The sequence below is a fragment of the Pseudomonas sp. PH1b genome, from assembly GCF_000633395.1.
In the GTDB taxonomy this organism is placed as follows: Bacteria; Pseudomonadota; Gammaproteobacteria; order Pseudomonadales; family Pseudomonadaceae; genus Aquipseudomonas.
The window spans coordinates 111,091-125,634 of record NZ_AYMU01000010.1 but is presented as its reverse complement, the minus strand read 5'-3'; the positions used below and the strand labels follow the sequence as shown (position 1 = coordinate 125,634).

Below are 14,544 nucleotides of genomic sequence, written 5' to 3'. Positions count from 1 at the left end.
ATTAATTGTCTCGGGCCTTCACGGTGCAGGCCCGGGCCCCGATACCTTGTGAGTTCGAGGCTGCTTCCCTTATAGCGGATTTTTCTGAAAAGCCCGTTGATATGGATCATGGCCCTGTGGGCAATGTCCTGTATGTCGGGTTCTGCGACACTTTTACTCGGTACTCTCCACCCCCAGCCCCGCCGCTTGCCAGTCGCTGAATCCATCATCCAGCCGACGCACCTTGAAGCCCTTGGTGCGCAGCAAGGCCGCGGCATGCTGCGACAGCACGCAATAGGGCCCGCGGCAGTACGCCACCAGCTCCTGGCCGGCAGGCAGTTCCGCCAGGCGCTGCTCGAGTTCCTCCACGGGAATGTTGATCGCCCCCGGCAAATGCCCCCGGGCGAACTCTTCAGGCGCACGCACGTCCAGCAGGGTCATGCCGCCCTCTTGCAGACGCTGACGCAGCTCATCCCGGGAAATGCCTTCCAGTCGCGTCGGTTGCTGCGCGCTGTCGGCCAGCAGTTCACGGATCTGCCCGTGGTTGTGGTCGACGTACTGGCGCAAGGCACCGAGCAGCGGCGCCAGCGGGCCCTGGGCCAGGCTGTAGAGCACGCGCTTGCCATCACGCCGGGTCTGCACAAAGCCACCTCGGCGCAGTTGCTGCAAGTGCTGGGACGTATTGGCCACTGAAAGGCCTGAGGCCTCCACCAGGCGCTCCACCGGCTGCTCACCGCGAGCGATGTGCTCCAGCAGGATCAAGCGGTGATGGTGCCCGAGAATACGTGCCAGCTCGGCCATGTCGGCCAGGGGCAATTGAGGGGACAGCGAATCGCTCATTGACAGCTCCTGCTGATTTATTGATCATTCAATCATTAAATTGAATGAAAGCTTAACACGGCAATACACTCAACAGAACCGCAGTGCATCACACTTGAAGGAGTTCTTATGCAAGACCTCATGAGGTTGATTTTACCGGCCGTGCTGATCGGCGCCGGTGCCACCCTGATCCTCGACCTTTGGACACTGTTTCTGGCGCGAGCCTTGAACATCCCCGGGCTCAACTGGGCCATGGTCGGACGCTGGATCGGCCATTTTCCCAAGGGACAGTTCATGCACCAGAACATCGCCGCAGCCGCACCGGTGGCAGGGGAAAAGGCCTTGGGCTGGCTGGCCCACTACCTGATCGGCGTAATCTTTGCGGCACTGTTGCTGCTGATCTGTGGCCCTGGCTGGGCCCACCAGCCGACGTTGGCTCCGGCCCTGATCATTGGCGTACTGACGGTAGCGGCGCCGTTCTTGCTGATGCAACCGGGCATGGGTCTGGGGGTAGCTGCGAGCAACACGCCCAAGCCCCATACCGCCCGGCTGCGCAGCCTGCTGTCCCATTCGGTGTTCGGGCTGGGACTGTATGGCGCAGGAATGTTCTGGGCGTGGCTGCCGGGGCAGACTGTATGACTTCGGCGCAATGAGACCACGCGTTCAAATACGCAGGAAGTGATCAGCTGCTGAAGCAGGCAAACTGCCCCATTGTCTACGCTGGGTGCCGATGACATGACCTCGCTCCATGGTTCTACCTCCCGATGAATATTCTGGGCACTTGTGCCTGCGGATGGAATCAGAGCTCTTTGTCGCATCATTGTCGCGCTGCTTGCTTTCGCGCCCAGTCCAGAAGGCCCTGCCCATGCTCGAACACCTCGATCTCAACGCGCTGATCGCCGCCTACGGCTACTGGGTGATCTTCATCGGTTGCCTGCTGGAGGGCGAAACCGTATTGATCCTCGGCGGCATGGCCGCGCACCAGGGCGCCCTGCAGTGGGCTCAAGTGGTGGGCTGGGCCACCCTCGGCGGAATCCTCGGTGACCAGTTGCTGTTCTGGACCGGGCGCTATTGCGGCGCGCGCCTGCTGCCCCGGCTCAAGCGCCATCAGGCAGCCATCGAACGGGTCCAGGGGCTGATCCAGCGCTACCCCTCGACCTCGGTGTTCGCCGTACGCTTTCTCTACGGCATGCGCCTGGTGGGCCCGATGGTGATCGGTGCCAGTGGCCTGGCGCCCTGGCGCTTTGCTTTGCTCAATGTGCTGGGCGCTGCGGTCTGGGCGAGCCTGTTCGTCGGCGCCGGGTACTGGGCCGGTGAGGCCTTGCAGCAGTTGTTCGGCGACCTGAAGCCCTATCGCCTGCCGATCGTGATCGCGGTGGTGGCGCTGGTGGCTGTGGCCGCACTGATCCGCCATTGGCGGGCCCGGCGCAAGGCGCCCCCGTCACAGGGGCACTGAGTCGCACTCGGCCGGTGCTTGCCGGGCTGCACATCGGGAATTTTCATACTGACCCGGCGACTTTATTTCGTTTGTCGCCAGCCTGCCGGGCCGGCTTAGATAGGCGCTCGTTTCCGGCAGACAGAGCCCGTCCCCATGAACCACGAGAACATCAGCCGCTCGATCTCCACCGTTCACCCGATCTGCCTCAGCCACGGCCGCAATGCCGAAGTCTGGGACAGCGACGGCAAGCGCTATATCGACTTTGTCGGCGGCATCGGCGTGCTCAATCTCGGGCACTGTCACCCGCGCATCGTCGCCGCGATCCAGGAACAGGCAACCCGCCTCACCCACTACGCCTTCAATGCCGCGCCCCACGCTCCCTACATCGAATTCATGCAACGCCTGGCGGCCTTCATCCCGGTCAGCTACCCGGTCAGCGGCATGCTCACCAACAGCGGCGCCGAGGCTGCGGAGAATGCCCTGAAGATCGTCCGCGGCGCCACCGGGCGCAGTGCCGTGGTCGCCTTTGACGGCGGCTTCCACGGTCGCACCCTGGCCACCCTCAACCTCAACGGCAAGGTCGCGCCCTACAAGCAGAAGGTCGGTGTCTTGCCCGGCCCGGTGTACCACCTGCCCTACCCCAGTGCCGACAACGGGGTCAGCTGCGACGAAGCCTTGAAGGCCATGCAACGGTTGTTCAGCGTGGAGATCGATGTCGAGGAGGTGGCCTGCTTCATCCTCGAACCGGTGCAGGGCGAAGGCGGTTTCCTGGCCCTGGACGCCTCGTTCGCCCGGGCCTTGCGCCAGTTCTGCGATGCGCATGGAATCCTGTTGATCGCCGACGAGATCCAGTCCGGCTTCGGTCGTACCGGGCAGCGCTTCGCCTTCTCGCGACTGGGCATCGAGCCGGACCTGATCCTGCTGGGCAAGAGCATTGGCGGCGGGGTGCCGCTGGGCGCCGTGGTTGGTCGCCAGGCCCTGCTCGACGTGTTGCCCAAGGGTGGCCTGGGCGGCACCTATTCGGGCAATCCGATGGCCTGCGCGGCCGCCCTGGCGACCCTGGAAGAGATGACCGACGAGCACCTGCAACAGTGGGGCGAGCTTCAGGAGCGGATGATTGTCGAGCGTTATCAGGCGTGGAAAGAGCGCGGACTCACAGCTGCTCTCGGCCGCCTGACCGGGGTCGGCGCCATGCGCGGCATCGAGTTGGTGAATGCCCAGGGCGAACCGGCACCGGAACACCTCGGCAGCCTGCTGAACAGCGCCCGGGAAGCCGGCCTGCTGCTGATGCCCAGCGGCAAGTCGCGGCATATCATTCGCCTGCTCGCCCCCCTGACCACCGAGCCTGAGGTGTTCGAAGAGGGGTTGGATATTCTGCAGGAGTGCCTGGCGCGCCTGTGACCCCAGGCACGCCGGAAGGGACGGCTAGAACAGATAGCCCATGTAGACGGCTGCACCACCGCCCGCCTGTACGCCGGCATTCATGCCGGCCATCACCAGTGCGCCCTTGGCCGAGCGCAGCAGTTGCTCGTTGACCCGGGACGACGCAAAGGCCGAAGCCAGCGGGTTGCTACTGAGGGCTACCGACAGCGCCAACAGCTTGGGGTCCAGGCCGAACAGCAGGGCCGTGGCCGAACCGCCCACCACCAGCCCGGCTCCGACTTCGGTGTACAGGCAAGGACCGGTAACGTCGTCTTCGGTCAGGTCGCGGCTGACCAGGGCATCGCTGACAAACACCTTGCCAGTGCTGGGAAAGGCCTCAGCCGCGCCGGCGCCAGCAACGCTCTTGCCCTTGACCTGGATATTGACCTTGCCGAAACGCGGCAAGCGCGCGCCAAAACCGACGCCCACGCCCAGGCCGCCATAGCGATAGCTGATGTCCTTGCCCTGGGGCGAGCGCAGGATGATCGAACCGCCGCTGCCGGCCACCAGGGCCACGGTCAGGCCACCGCCGCTGGCGGTCTGGTACAGCCATTTACTTTCGTTGACCGGAATCGGAATGCTCAGGGTCATGGTTCAAAGTCCTTTTGCGCGTTGCGAGGTTCGCCCACGCTGGCTGATGACACCCAGCAGGCCGGCGATGGTGAATATCAGGCCGATGAAACCCAGGACGCCCGAGGTGCCCCAGAGTGCCGCCGGATCATCGATGATGGCGCTGTTGGCCGGTTGCTGGGGCAGGTAGTACACCCGCACCGGCTGGTCCTTCTGATAGCCGAAGATAAAGCCGCCCTGAGGGTAGGAAATCTTCTCGCCAGTGCCGGTGGTAAAGGCGATCTCGGGGTGCGAGCCTCCGGCGTTCAGGTCGCTGACGATGCCGTCGGCGGTCTGCGCGCTGGCGAGGAATTCGCGGCGGTCGAGGCTGAGGTTGACGGCGATGACCAGCAGGCCGATGCCGATCAGGGCGAACAGCAGGCCCTGGAAGACCTTGCCGAGGCGTGACGGGGTGGAGTTAGCCATGGGCTGTCTCGATATTCGTCCGTGAAAGAGGGAGGCCACGATAGCAAGAAACCTCCGCCTGGAAAAACCATTGCCAGGGTGTGGATACCCGCCGGCAACAGCGTTCAGGTCCCCCATGACTGCCGGCAAGCGCTTGTTGAAGCACGAGCGGGTCAATCACTAGACGGGCGATACCTTGGTGAGATTTGTCTGCCATAGTCGACGGAAGTTCCTAAACCAGCGCCGGATTCAGCTGTTTTTTTTCAGCACGCACTGGGGAGGGCCACAGGCGAACAGCGTGCAGCAGCACAAACAATCCACACAACTACTGTTGACCCGGGCCCAGGGGCGATGGATAAGATTGCCCCGCACAAAACACACCGCAAGGACGCTGCATGACCGACCTCCCCCCTTCCGAGCAATGGCCCCCTGCCGGCTGCCCGCCCCTGGCCTGGCCGGCTCTGCCCGATCAGGCCGCACGACTGAGTTGGTATCTGGCGGTGATCGGCGCCTACGGCGCCTTGTGGGAAGGCCACGTCAACGAGCCGCAATTGACCCCTGTCAGCGAAGCGGCCTTGTTGGCACTGGAGCAGCGCCTGGGCTGTCGGTTGCCGGCGTCACTGCGCGACTACCACCGGCAACTGGGGGTCCTGTCCCTGGCGGAAACCCTGTGCAGCGTCGAACCCGGCAGCGTTGCGATCCAGCCACTGCTGGAGGCCTACCCCGGGATTGTCGATATCTCCGGGGACGATCTGGACCTGCCACTGGCTCGACGGTTGATCGCATTCGGCGACTACCTGGGCAACGGCAACCTGTTCTGCTTTGAACGGGATAGCGGCGCGGTCTACTACTTCGACCACGACACGGGCATAGCGCTGACACGCTTCTTCGAATCTCCCGAAGACTACCTGGACGCGTTGATGCTGCTGACACTGGGCGAGGTCTACGACGACGATGACGGCGTCGAGGCGCTGATCAGCCAGCGCTATGGCGAGGAGCTGATACGCAAGTGGCGCTATTGAACGCGCATCAGTAGCCTCTTTTCTGAAGCTCCTGCTCCCGCATCCTCTCGCAGGCGCCTGCGTCACCCTTGGCGGTATTGATGTTGATGCAGGGGCCTGCCCATCCACCCACGGCCACCGCCGCGACCACCACGACAGCCAGCACGACCCCAACAGCCACGATCACCACCACGTCCCCCACCGAGGAATGGGCAGCCTCGACCTTGCCCGGCGAACCTGGCTCAGCCTCCGGGGCTTGGGTTTGCATGGTGGCCCACAGGGTATAGCGCAAGGCCTCAGCCTCCGGACCTGGCCCTCCCATACGCTGGCAGGCCTGCAACGCCTGGCCGACGTAGACATCGCCCTCTTGGCGCGGCGCGCCGTCAGCACGCGCCTGCCGGGCATTGAACTCATCGATCAGGGTCTTGAGCTGCATTTCGTCTGCCTGCTGGGCAGCCAGGCACTCGCTCTGGGTGTCGAACCCCCGGCTGGTTCTGCTCAGCGCCTCCAGCCATTGGCCGGCATCCAGGTAGAAGCCGAACTGACTGCCATCCGGCAAGACCTGCTGATACAGCCTGAGGCTGCCGTCAAAGTGCTTTCCGGAGTAGCTCAGCCGCCGCATCTGCGCCTCGGGCAGCGGTTGATTGAGGGGATAGCCATACACCTGAGGCCCGGTGACTGTCGGTCTGGGTTTGACCGGCGTCGCGGTACAACCGTCGAGCAATGAAACCACCATCACCAGACTCAAGACACTGCACAGCATCCTTTGCATGAAATGCCCCGGGCACGGCGGACGGCTCAACAGCCAGGCGCGAGATTACGCCTTGTTCCTGTCGCTGTTTCGGCCACCTGGGGCAAAGCCTTAGCGCCCGGTTTTCACCAATACCGGCTGCTGCTGATATCGCTCTGGAAACAGCTGTTTGAGGTGCGCGACCTTGGGCAGGTCGTTGATCACGATGTAAGGATAAGTGGGGTGTTCAGTTAGAAAGTCCTGGTGATAATCCTCTGCCGGGTAAAACGTCTGGCCAGTTTCCAAACGGGTGACAATGGGTTTGTCGAACCCATGGGCCGCATCCAGCTGGGCGATATAGGCCTGGGCCACCCGCTGTTGCTCGGCCGATTGAGGGAACAGCGCCGAGCGATACTGGGTGCCGCTGTCCGGCCCCTGGCGGTTGAGCTCGGTGGGGTTGTGGGCCACCGAGAAATAGATCTGCAGCAAGCTGCCGTAGCTGACCTGGGCCGGATCGAAGGTCACCTGCACCGATTCGGCATGGCCAGTGTCACCGTCGCTGACCCGCTCGTATTGCGCGCTGTCTGCCGAACCTCCGGCGTAACCTGAAACCGCGCGCTGCACACCCTTGACGTGGGCGAACACGCCTTGCACGCCCCAGAAACAGCCTCCGGCAAACACCGCCGTTTCACTGCTGGCCTGATTGGTTTCATCCAGCACCGGAGGGGCGAGCGCCACGGCCTCTTCGGAGCCGCCGAAGGAGAAAGCCTGGCTCTGCCCTGCTCCGCCCAGCGCCATCACTGTCATCAGTACCGCCCAGAAACGCTTCATGCCTGCGTGCTCCTGTTGTCGCTGTCGCAGGTTCTGGGGGCGCCCGGGTATCCAGGCCCGCGAGGGTTTCGCGGTGAGTCCGGACGCCACCAGCCTGCCTGGCTCTAGGGTTTTTCAACCAAAGGTAAAGGCGTAAGCCGCCACGCCCGGGTCGAGAAATTCGATGCTGAAGCTGTGATCGGTGATGTCCCCCGACTGACGCACCAGTTGATACAAACGTTGCTCGGTGACCTGGCCGCTGCCGTCGGGAGCCACATCCACACCGTGGGCCGGGCCCGGCGCCTGGCCATCGATCAGCACCTTGAAGCGCACCGGCTTGCCATCGGCCCCCGGCCCCAGCACCAGGTGCAGGTCACGGGCATGGAAGCGATACACCACCGCGGCTCCCGGCGCCGTGGCGAGGGCGCTCTCGGCCCCGACCTTCCATTGCCCACGCAAGCCCCAGTCGTTCAACGCCAGATCGCGGGGTACGCTGTACGCGGCCACGGTGTCCGGGGCCAGGCTAGCCTGGGGCACGAAGTTCTCCGCGCGTTGGTAACCCAGGTAGGTTTCCGGCGATTGCACCTCGCCCATGTCCGCCGCCTGTTGCACGCCCTGGGCGTCGGCCTGGATCAGGCCGCCGGCCACCTTGGCATTGCCGGCCTCGCGCAGCAGTTGCTGGATCACCCGCTCCGACTCGGCGTACTGCCCCTCGCCGAAGTGGTGATAGCGAATCCGCCCCTGGGCATCGGCGAAGTAGTGCGCCGGCCAGTACTGATTGTTGAAGGCGCGCCAGATCCGGTAGTCATTGTCGATCGCCACCGGGTAGCTGATGCCCAGGTCCTCCATGGCCTTGGTGACATTGGCCACGTCCCGTTCGAAGGCGAACTCCGGTGCGTGCACGCCGATCACCACCAGCCCCTGGTCGCGGTACTTCTCGGCCCAGGCCTTGACGTAGGGCAGGCTGCGCAGGCAATTGATGCAGGAGTAGGTCCAGAAATCCACCAGCACCACCTTGCCCTTGAGTGCCTCGGCGCTCAGGGGCGGCGAGTTCAACCATTGCACCGCGCCGTCCAGGGCTGGTAGTTGGCCTTGCACCGGTAACTGCGAAGCTCCCGCGGCCCTGTTCATCGCGCCGCCAGCCGCCAGCATTGCGGCATCTGGCTGATCGGCGGCAGGCAGGTTCTGCGCCATCATCGCTCCACCCTGATCTTGTGGAGCACCCAGCAGGCGCCCCACCAGGGCCTGCTCCAGGCCACCGGTGGACGCCGTGGAGACTCGCGCCAGAATTCCCGTGTCCCAGCCCATGGCAATCGCCACCACGCCCGCCAGCATCGCCGCCCCCAGGCCCTTGCGCAGCCATTCACCGGCGCCGAGGGAACGCTTCATGGCGGTCAATAGCTTGCCGCCCAGCAGCAGGGCCATGGCCAGCGAGGAAGCAGCCCCGGCGGCGTAGGCCAGAAGCAGCAGGCTGGTACCGATGTTGGCCCCCTGCAGCGCGGCGCCGGTCAGCAGCAAGCCGAGAATCGGCCCGGCGCAGGGTGCCCACAGCAGGCCCGTGGCGACGCCGATCAATAACGAAGCGCCGGGCCGCGGCCGTGGGTCGTGGCCGGCAGCCTCCGACAGCCTTGCGCCCATGGCCACCAGGGGCCGGGTCAGCCTTTCGGCCAGCCGCGGCAGCAGCAGCGTCAGCGCGAATAGCGCAACGAACAGCAACGCGAGCCAGCGACCGTACTGATTGACTCGCACCACCCAGCCGCCGCCCACTGCCGCCAGGGTGGCGACCACGGCAAAGGTCAGGGCCATCCCCAGCAGCAGCGGCAAGCCACTGCGCAAAAACGGCTGCCCGGTGCGAGCGAAGACAAAGGGCAATACCGGCAGAATGCACGGGCTGAGAATGGTCAGTACACCGCCCAGATAAGCGAGTAGCAGTAGCCACATGACGTCGTCCTTAAGTAATTGAAAAACAAGCCTGGGACCCGGCCTCAGGCCGCTTGCGCGATGAAGTTCATGGCCAGCCCGTTCATGCAGTAGCGCAGGCCGGTGGGCGCCGGGCCATCGTCGAACACATGCCCCAGGTGGCCGCCACAGCGCCGGCAATGCACCTCGGTGCGCTGCAGGCCGAAGGCCCGGTCGGAACGCTCGGCCACCGCGTGTTCCAGGGGGGCCCAGAAACTCGGCCAGCCGGTGTGGCTGTCGAACTTGTTGGCAGATGGAAACAACGCTAGCTGGCAACCGGCACAACTGAAGGTGCCGGCGCGATGCTCATCGTTCAGCGGGCTGCTGTAGGCCCGTTCGGTGCCTTGCTTGCGCAGTACCTGGTACTGCTCGGCGCTGAGCAGGTCGCGCCACTCGCGGTCGCTGTGGCTGACCTCGAAGGCCTCCTCGGCAACCGCCGGCTCGCTCAGCAGGGCATCGCCCCCCAGGCGTGGCAGAACCTCAAGGGCCAGGGCGGCGACCCCGAGGCTGCCCCCTGCCAGCAGAAACTGTCGCCGTGTGAACATCAGCGTCTCCCGAAATCGACGTCGTGGGTTTGAACAGAGCCTAAGCTTCGGGTGATCGCCAAATCCTCACGCGCAGTTAAACAATTCGTGATAACTGGCCGCGGTAAAACACCGCACAATGCGCCCATTGCCCCCTGTGAGGCCGAGTGTCGATGGAACAAGCCAAACGCGTGCTGGTGGTCGAGGACGACCAGCACATTGCCGACCTGATTGCCCTGCACCTGCGGGACGAGCAACTGGATGTGGTGCACAGCGCCGACGGCAACGAAGGCCTGCGCCTGCTGGAACAGGGCGGCTGGGATGCGCTGATCCTCGACCTGATGCTGCCCGGGGTCGACGGCCTGGAGATCTGCCGCCGGGCCCGGGCCATGGCCCGCTACACGCCGATCATCATCACCAGCGCGCGCTCCAGCGAGATGCACCGCATCCTCGGCCTGGAGCTGGGGGCCGACGACTACCTGGCCAAGCCGTTCTCCGTGCTCGAGCTGGTCGCCCGGGTCAAGGCCCTGCTGCGCCGGGTCGACGCCCTGGCGCGCAACCTGAAGCTGGACAGCGGCAGCCTGGACATCGACGGTCTGGCCATCGATCCCCTGACCCGCGACGTCGCCCTTGAGGGACGGCGCCTGGAGCTCACGCCGCGGGAGTTCGACCTGCTGTACTTCTTCGCCCGCCAGCCGGGCAAGGTGTTCTCGCGCATGGACCTGCTCAACGCCGTATGGGGCTACAACCACGAAGGCTACGAGCACACGGTCAACACCCACATCAATCGCCTGCGGGCCAAGATCGAGCACGACCCGACGCAACCGGCGCGGATCCTCACGGTCTGGGGTCGCGGCTACAAGTTCGCCGTCCAGGAGCCGACATGAGGCTGACCCTGACCCAGCGCCTGTCCCTGGTGTTCGCCCTGCTGTTGCTGGTGTGCTGCTCCACCTCGGCCTGGCTGCAGGTACGCGCCAGCCGCATGCACGAACTGGAAGTGGTGCAGGGCCTGTCCCGGGACCTGGCGGCGCACATTGCCCAGGACACCCAATTGATGGACGCCAACGGCCTGATGCCCAACGCCCTGCGGGAGCTGTTCAGCCAGCTGATGCTGGTCAACCCCAGTGTCGAGGTGTACCTGCTCGATCCCCAGGGGCGGATCGTCGGCAACGCCGCCCCGGCCGGGCGCCTGCGCCGCCAGCAGGTGGACCTGGCCCCGGTACAGCGCCTGCTCAAGGGCGACCCGTTGCCGATCCTCGGCGACGACCCGCGCAGCCCGGACGGACGCAAGGTGTTCAGCGCAGCGCCCTTGATGGTGGGCGGCCAGCAGGCCGGCTACCTGTACGTGGTGCTGCTCAGTGAAGCGCACGACCGCTTCGCCGAGCGTGGCGCCACCAGCGCGGCGCTGAACATTGCCCTGTGGTCCATTGCCCTGGTGGCCCTGCTGTGCCTGATCGCCGGCCTGACCGCCTTTGCCCTGATCACCCGGCCATTGCGCACCCTCACCGAGCGGGTCAGCGGTTTCGATATCGACGGTGCCCCGGCCATCGATGGTCCGCTCCCGACACAGACCCTGTCCGAGGCGCCGAAGGACAGCAGCAGCCACGACGAGATCGCCGTGCTCGACGCCACCTTCCGCCAGATGCAGGCCCGCCTCAATCAGCAATGGCGCTCCCTGACCCGCCAGGACCAGGAGCGCCGGGAACTGGTGGCGAACATTTCCCACGACCTGCGCACGCCACTGTCGTCGCTGCACGGCTACCTGGAAACCCTATCGCTCAAGGACGCCAGCCTGAGCCCCGAAGAGCGCCGGCGCTACCTGGGCATCGCCCTCGACCAGAGCCGCAAGGTCAGTGGCCTGGCCCAGGCGCTGCTGGAGCTGGTACGCCTGGAGCATGGTTTCGTCGAGCCGGTGCTCGAGAGGTTTTCCCTGAGCGACCTGGTGCAGGACATCTTCCAGAAATTCGAACTGGGGGCCGAAGCGCGGCAAGTGCGGCTCAAGGCGCAATTCGCCCCGGGGGCCTGGGGCGTGTGCGCCGACCTCGGGCTGATCGAGCGCGTGTTGACCAATCTGTTCGACAACGCCCTGCGCCATGTCCCCGCCGGGGGCGAGATCGACATCAGCCTGCAGGCGGACGGTTCCCAGGTGCTGGTGATCGTCAGCGACAACGGCCCGGGCATTGCCCCGGAGCTGCGGGAGGGACTGTTCCTGCGGCCATTCACTATCGGCGGTGCGCGCCGCGACGGCGGCCTCGGGTTGCGCATCGTGCACCGTATCCTGCAACTGCACGGGGTGACCATCGAGCTGCTGGATGTGCCCGGGCGCGGCGCGAGCTTTCGCTTTGCCTTGCCGCAGGATCTGCCTACGGCCAAGGCCTGGGCCGGACAATCCCGGGGCAATCCGGCCCATTCCGGCACAACCTGAGTGGCACCTGAAGGCGACCGAACATGGCGATGTATCGACCGATACCCGCCATCGAGCGCCGGTCCGCGCCGACCCTGAAGGGCCGCGTTCAGGATTGCCCTCCGCCGCCCTGCACCGCTGTTTACCGATAACCGCCCGGGCGTACACTGGCCGCCCGCTTTGTCGCCGAACAAGGATGCTCCATGCTGCGCCCTGCCCTGTCTGCCACCCTGCTGCTGATCGCCTTGCCCACCGTTGCCGCACCGGCCAAGGTCGAACGCCGCTGCGGCTGGTTCGAAAACCCGACGCCCGCCAACGCCACCCTCACCGATCGCGACGGCACCTGGGAAATCGCCAGCCAGGGCGGTTACCAGGCCCAGGGCGACTGGCCGGCGTTCAATGGCCAGCAGTGGGTCCAGACCCACAATCATTATGGCTACGGCTGTGCCTGCATCACCGCCAGCGCCAACCGCAAGACCGCACGCCTGGACAACCTGACCCAGGCCAAGGTACAGCCGCTGGCGACCTGTCGTGCCGATCCACGGCTGGAAGAACCGGCGCACCCGGCGGCCAGCTTGCCGCCGTTGCCCAAGGGTTCTCCCTGGTATCAGGGCCAGGGCTTCGGCCTGCACTATCCCAAGGGCTGGAAGCTGAGCAAGAGCGAGCACTGCATCACGCTGAATCACCCCAAGAAACCCCGGATCGAGGAGTACACCCTGCACCTGTGCCGGCACCAGGACAGCCTGGAGCAGGCCGCCGACAGCCTGGTGTTCTATCAGGATCACGGGGTATGGATGCGCAGTGCCGGAAAGAGCCCGCCAAGCCCGGTTCAGACCCTGGACGGCCCAGGCTGGCAGGGCCTGGTGGCCTACCAGAGCTGCGGCGTGGGCGATGCGCTGACCGGCTACCACGCCGCAGGGGGCAATTGCCTGATGGCGCTCATCTATGACCAACGCAACCAGGTGGTGATCGAGAGCGCCGGGGTCTACCAGGACTTCACCACCCTGCACGGGATCATCGGCTCGATTCGCTTCGATGCCGATTCCGCCGCGCCGCAGGACTAAGGCACGGCCGCGAGCCGATACAGGCTTTGTGCATGGGACAGCTGCAGGCCGCAGTGCTGCAGATTGCGCCGGCTCTGGGAACTGGCCAGGGCCGTGGCCGCCACCTGCTGGCAACCCCAGGCCCGGGCCTGGTGGATGCGCTGGGCAATCAGCAGGCGGTGGTAACCCCGACCACGGGCAGCCTTGCTGGTGAAGGCCGTGCCCAGGTACGCCACGCCATTGCTGGCGGCGAACAGGGCCGCGCCAGCAACCGCCACACCCTGCTCGCGGAGCAGATACAGCGCCGCTCGCGAATCCTCCAGCAACGCCCCGAACGCCGCCTGGTTGAGCTGCCGGGCTTCGTGGTTCTTGGCGAAGCCTTCACCGTGCAGCCGGGCAAAGTCCCCCAGGGTTGCGGCCGTCACCAGTTCGATCTCGCCAGGCACAACACTGCCGGGAAGGCTGTCGAGCGACGCAGTCATTTGCACATGGGTCCAGCCCCTGAGCTTGCACAGCGGTTGCCCCGCCAGTTCCAGGGTGTCGGGAGCCTTGGTAGAGGCGCCGATCAGCGCCACAACCGGGGAATATTCCGCGTACTGGCCCAGAAGTGCCGCCAGCGCCGCGCCATCCTGCACGCCATCACCCTGTACTCGATTCAACATCGGGCTGTTGCTGGCACCCAGCACGAAGGCACCGCAATGGTCGCTGCCACTGAGCAGGGCCCGATAGGGGTTGCCCGGCAGCGCTGCCAGCCCGGCCACCCGGGAACGCAAGTATTGCTGTTCGGCGAACTCGATCGCCTGGGCATCGCGGTGTTGCATGTCGATCCACTCCTTGGGCAAAAGACTCAGCGCGCTCCGGCCGGTGTTTCATTGACCCAGGGCACCCGCACCTGCTCGGCAATCGCCTCGGCCTGGGCCTGCAGCAGCTCGAGCCGGGTGCGACGGCCGAAGAGCCCGGTGAAATGCAGCAACAGGCGCCCGGCAAAGCCCAGGGCATCGCCGCGACGACGGGGAATCAGGTGCAGGTGGGCGTGGGGAATGTGCTGGTTGGTGGCCCGACCGTCGTTGACCAGCAGGTGAGTGCCTTCGACGCCGTAGCCGGCACGGCGTTGCGCGGCCACCAGGCCGTCGTACACCTGGTACAGGTGCTGGCGGACGAAGCCGGGCAACTGATCGAGTTTTTCCACATGGGACTGGGGAATCAGCAGAACATGGCCCTCCCCCAGCGGATGCACGTCCATGAAGGCCATGCAGTGTTCGTCGCGGTAGACCACCGCGGCTGGCAGGGCTCCAGCAATAATCTGGCAGAAAATGCAGCTCATCCTTGAATCCTCGAGTGGCAAGGTCGGTCCTGACGGGCGCCGCCAATGTAACCTACCTTGCCCCTTGAGCGAGTCTT

16 protein-coding genes are annotated in these 14,544 nt (G+C 65.3%); 7 read left to right on the top strand and 9 right to left on the bottom strand.

Annotation, left to right across the window (positions count from 1 at the left end; translation table 11 throughout):
• Positions 1-153: 153 nt before the first annotated feature.
• Positions 154-819 carry a metalloregulator ArsR/SmtB family transcription factor gene (locus U873_RS0117755; protein WP_025129520.1) on the bottom strand — a complete coding sequence of 222 codons (666 nt, stop codon included), beginning with the start codon at positions 817-819 and terminating at the stop codon, positions 154-156.
• A gap of 108 nt (positions 820-927) precedes the next feature.
• On the opposite strand from U873_RS0117755, the gene U873_RS0117750 reads away from it, so the two are divergent.
• The 3 genes from U873_RS0117750 to U873_RS0117740 all read left to right on the top strand — a co-directional run bounded on the left by U873_RS0117750 (position 928) and on the right by U873_RS0117740 (position 3,637).
• Positions 928-1,437: a DUF2938 domain-containing protein gene (locus U873_RS0117750; protein WP_025129519.1), complete on the top strand. Its 510-nt coding sequence runs from the start codon at positions 928-930 to the stop codon at positions 1,435-1,437.
• A 226-nt stretch (positions 1,438-1,663) separates the two neighbouring features.
• Positions 1,664-2,254, top strand: a complete 591-nt coding sequence (locus U873_RS0117745) for a DedA family protein (protein WP_025129518.1) — start codon at positions 1,664-1,666, stop codon at positions 2,252-2,254.
• A gap of 135 nt (positions 2,255-2,389) precedes the next feature.
• Positions 2,390-3,637, top strand: coding sequence for an aspartate aminotransferase family protein (locus tag U873_RS0117740; RefSeq protein WP_025129517.1), 1,248 nt, complete (start codon positions 2,390-2,392; stop codon positions 3,635-3,637).
• Positions 3,638-3,661: 24 nt separating this feature from the next.
• Here U873_RS0117740 and U873_RS0117735 read toward each other — a convergent pair whose 3' ends face one another.
• Both U873_RS0117735 and U873_RS0117730 read right to left on the bottom strand, forming a co-directional pair.
• Positions 3,662-4,249, bottom strand: coding sequence for a hypothetical protein (locus tag U873_RS0117735; protein WP_025129516.1), 588 nt, complete (start codon positions 4,247-4,249; stop codon positions 3,662-3,664).
• 3 nt (positions 4,250-4,252) lie between these two features.
• Positions 4,253-4,693, bottom strand: coding sequence for a DUF3592 domain-containing protein (locus tag U873_RS0117730; RefSeq protein WP_025129515.1), 441 nt, complete (start codon positions 4,691-4,693; stop codon positions 4,253-4,255).
• Between the two features lie 374 nt (positions 4,694-5,067).
• On the opposite strand from U873_RS0117730, the gene U873_RS0117725 reads away from it, so the two are divergent.
• The gene (locus U873_RS0117725; RefSeq protein ID WP_025129514.1) at positions 5,068-5,694 is read left to right on the top strand and encodes an SMI1/KNR4 family protein; all 627 of its coding nucleotides are present in this window, start codon (positions 5,068-5,070) and stop codon (positions 5,692-5,694) included.
• A 7-nt stretch (positions 5,695-5,701) separates the two neighbouring features.
• Here U873_RS0117725 and U873_RS0117720 read toward each other — a convergent pair whose 3' ends face one another.
• The 4 genes from U873_RS0117720 to msrB form a co-directional block, all read right to left on the bottom strand.
• Positions 5,702-6,445, bottom strand: coding sequence for a hypothetical protein (locus U873_RS0117720; protein WP_157838098.1), 744 nt, complete (start codon positions 6,443-6,445; stop codon positions 5,702-5,704).
• A gap of 90 nt (positions 6,446-6,535) precedes the next feature.
• A complete protein-coding gene (msrA, locus tag U873_RS0117715) occupies positions 6,536-7,234 on the bottom strand; it encodes a peptide-methionine (S)-S-oxide reductase MsrA (protein WP_025129512.1) in 699 nt (232 codons plus the stop codon).
• Positions 7,235-7,348: 114 nt separating this feature from the next.
• Positions 7,349-9,154, bottom strand: a complete 1,806-nt coding sequence (locus tag U873_RS0117710; RefSeq protein WP_025129511.1) for a cytochrome c biogenesis protein DipZ — start codon at positions 9,152-9,154, stop codon at positions 7,349-7,351.
• A gap of 44 nt (positions 9,155-9,198) precedes the next feature.
• Positions 9,199-9,717, bottom strand: coding sequence for a peptide-methionine (R)-S-oxide reductase MsrB (gene msrB / locus U873_RS0117705; RefSeq protein WP_025129510.1), 519 nt, complete (start codon positions 9,715-9,717; stop codon positions 9,199-9,201).
• Positions 9,718-9,869: 152 nt separating this feature from the next.
• Here msrB and U873_RS0117700 point away from each other — a divergent pair, with 152 nt between their 5' ends.
• From U873_RS0117700 to U873_RS0117690, 3 genes are all read left to right on the top strand, one after another.
• Positions 9,870-10,583, top strand: coding sequence for a response regulator transcription factor (locus U873_RS0117700; protein WP_025129509.1), 714 nt, complete (start codon positions 9,870-9,872; stop codon positions 10,581-10,583).
• Positions 10,580-12,121, top strand: a complete 1,542-nt coding sequence (locus U873_RS0117695) for a sensor histidine kinase KdpD (protein WP_025129508.1) — start codon at positions 10,580-10,582, stop codon at positions 12,119-12,121. The genes U873_RS0117700 and U873_RS0117695 overlap by 4 nt, the downstream gene beginning before the upstream one ends.
• 182 nt (positions 12,122-12,303) lie before the next feature.
• Positions 12,304-13,164, top strand: coding sequence for a DUF4087 domain-containing protein (locus tag U873_RS0117690; RefSeq protein WP_025129507.1), 861 nt, complete (start codon positions 12,304-12,306; stop codon positions 13,162-13,164).
• Here U873_RS0117690 and U873_RS0117685 read toward each other — a convergent pair.
• Both U873_RS0117685 and U873_RS0117680 read right to left on the bottom strand, forming a co-directional pair.
• On the bottom strand, positions 13,161-13,964 hold the full coding sequence (locus U873_RS0117685; protein WP_025129506.1) for a GNAT family N-acetyltransferase: 804 nt from the start codon (positions 13,962-13,964) through the stop codon (positions 13,161-13,163). The genes U873_RS0117690 and U873_RS0117685 overlap by 4 nt on opposite strands.
• 26 nt (positions 13,965-13,990) lie before the next feature.
• Positions 13,991-14,467 carry an HIT family protein gene (locus tag U873_RS0117680; RefSeq protein WP_025129505.1) on the bottom strand — a complete coding sequence of 159 codons (477 nt, stop codon included), beginning with the start codon at positions 14,465-14,467 and terminating at the stop codon, positions 13,991-13,993.
• Positions 14,468-14,544: the final 77 nt, after the last annotated feature.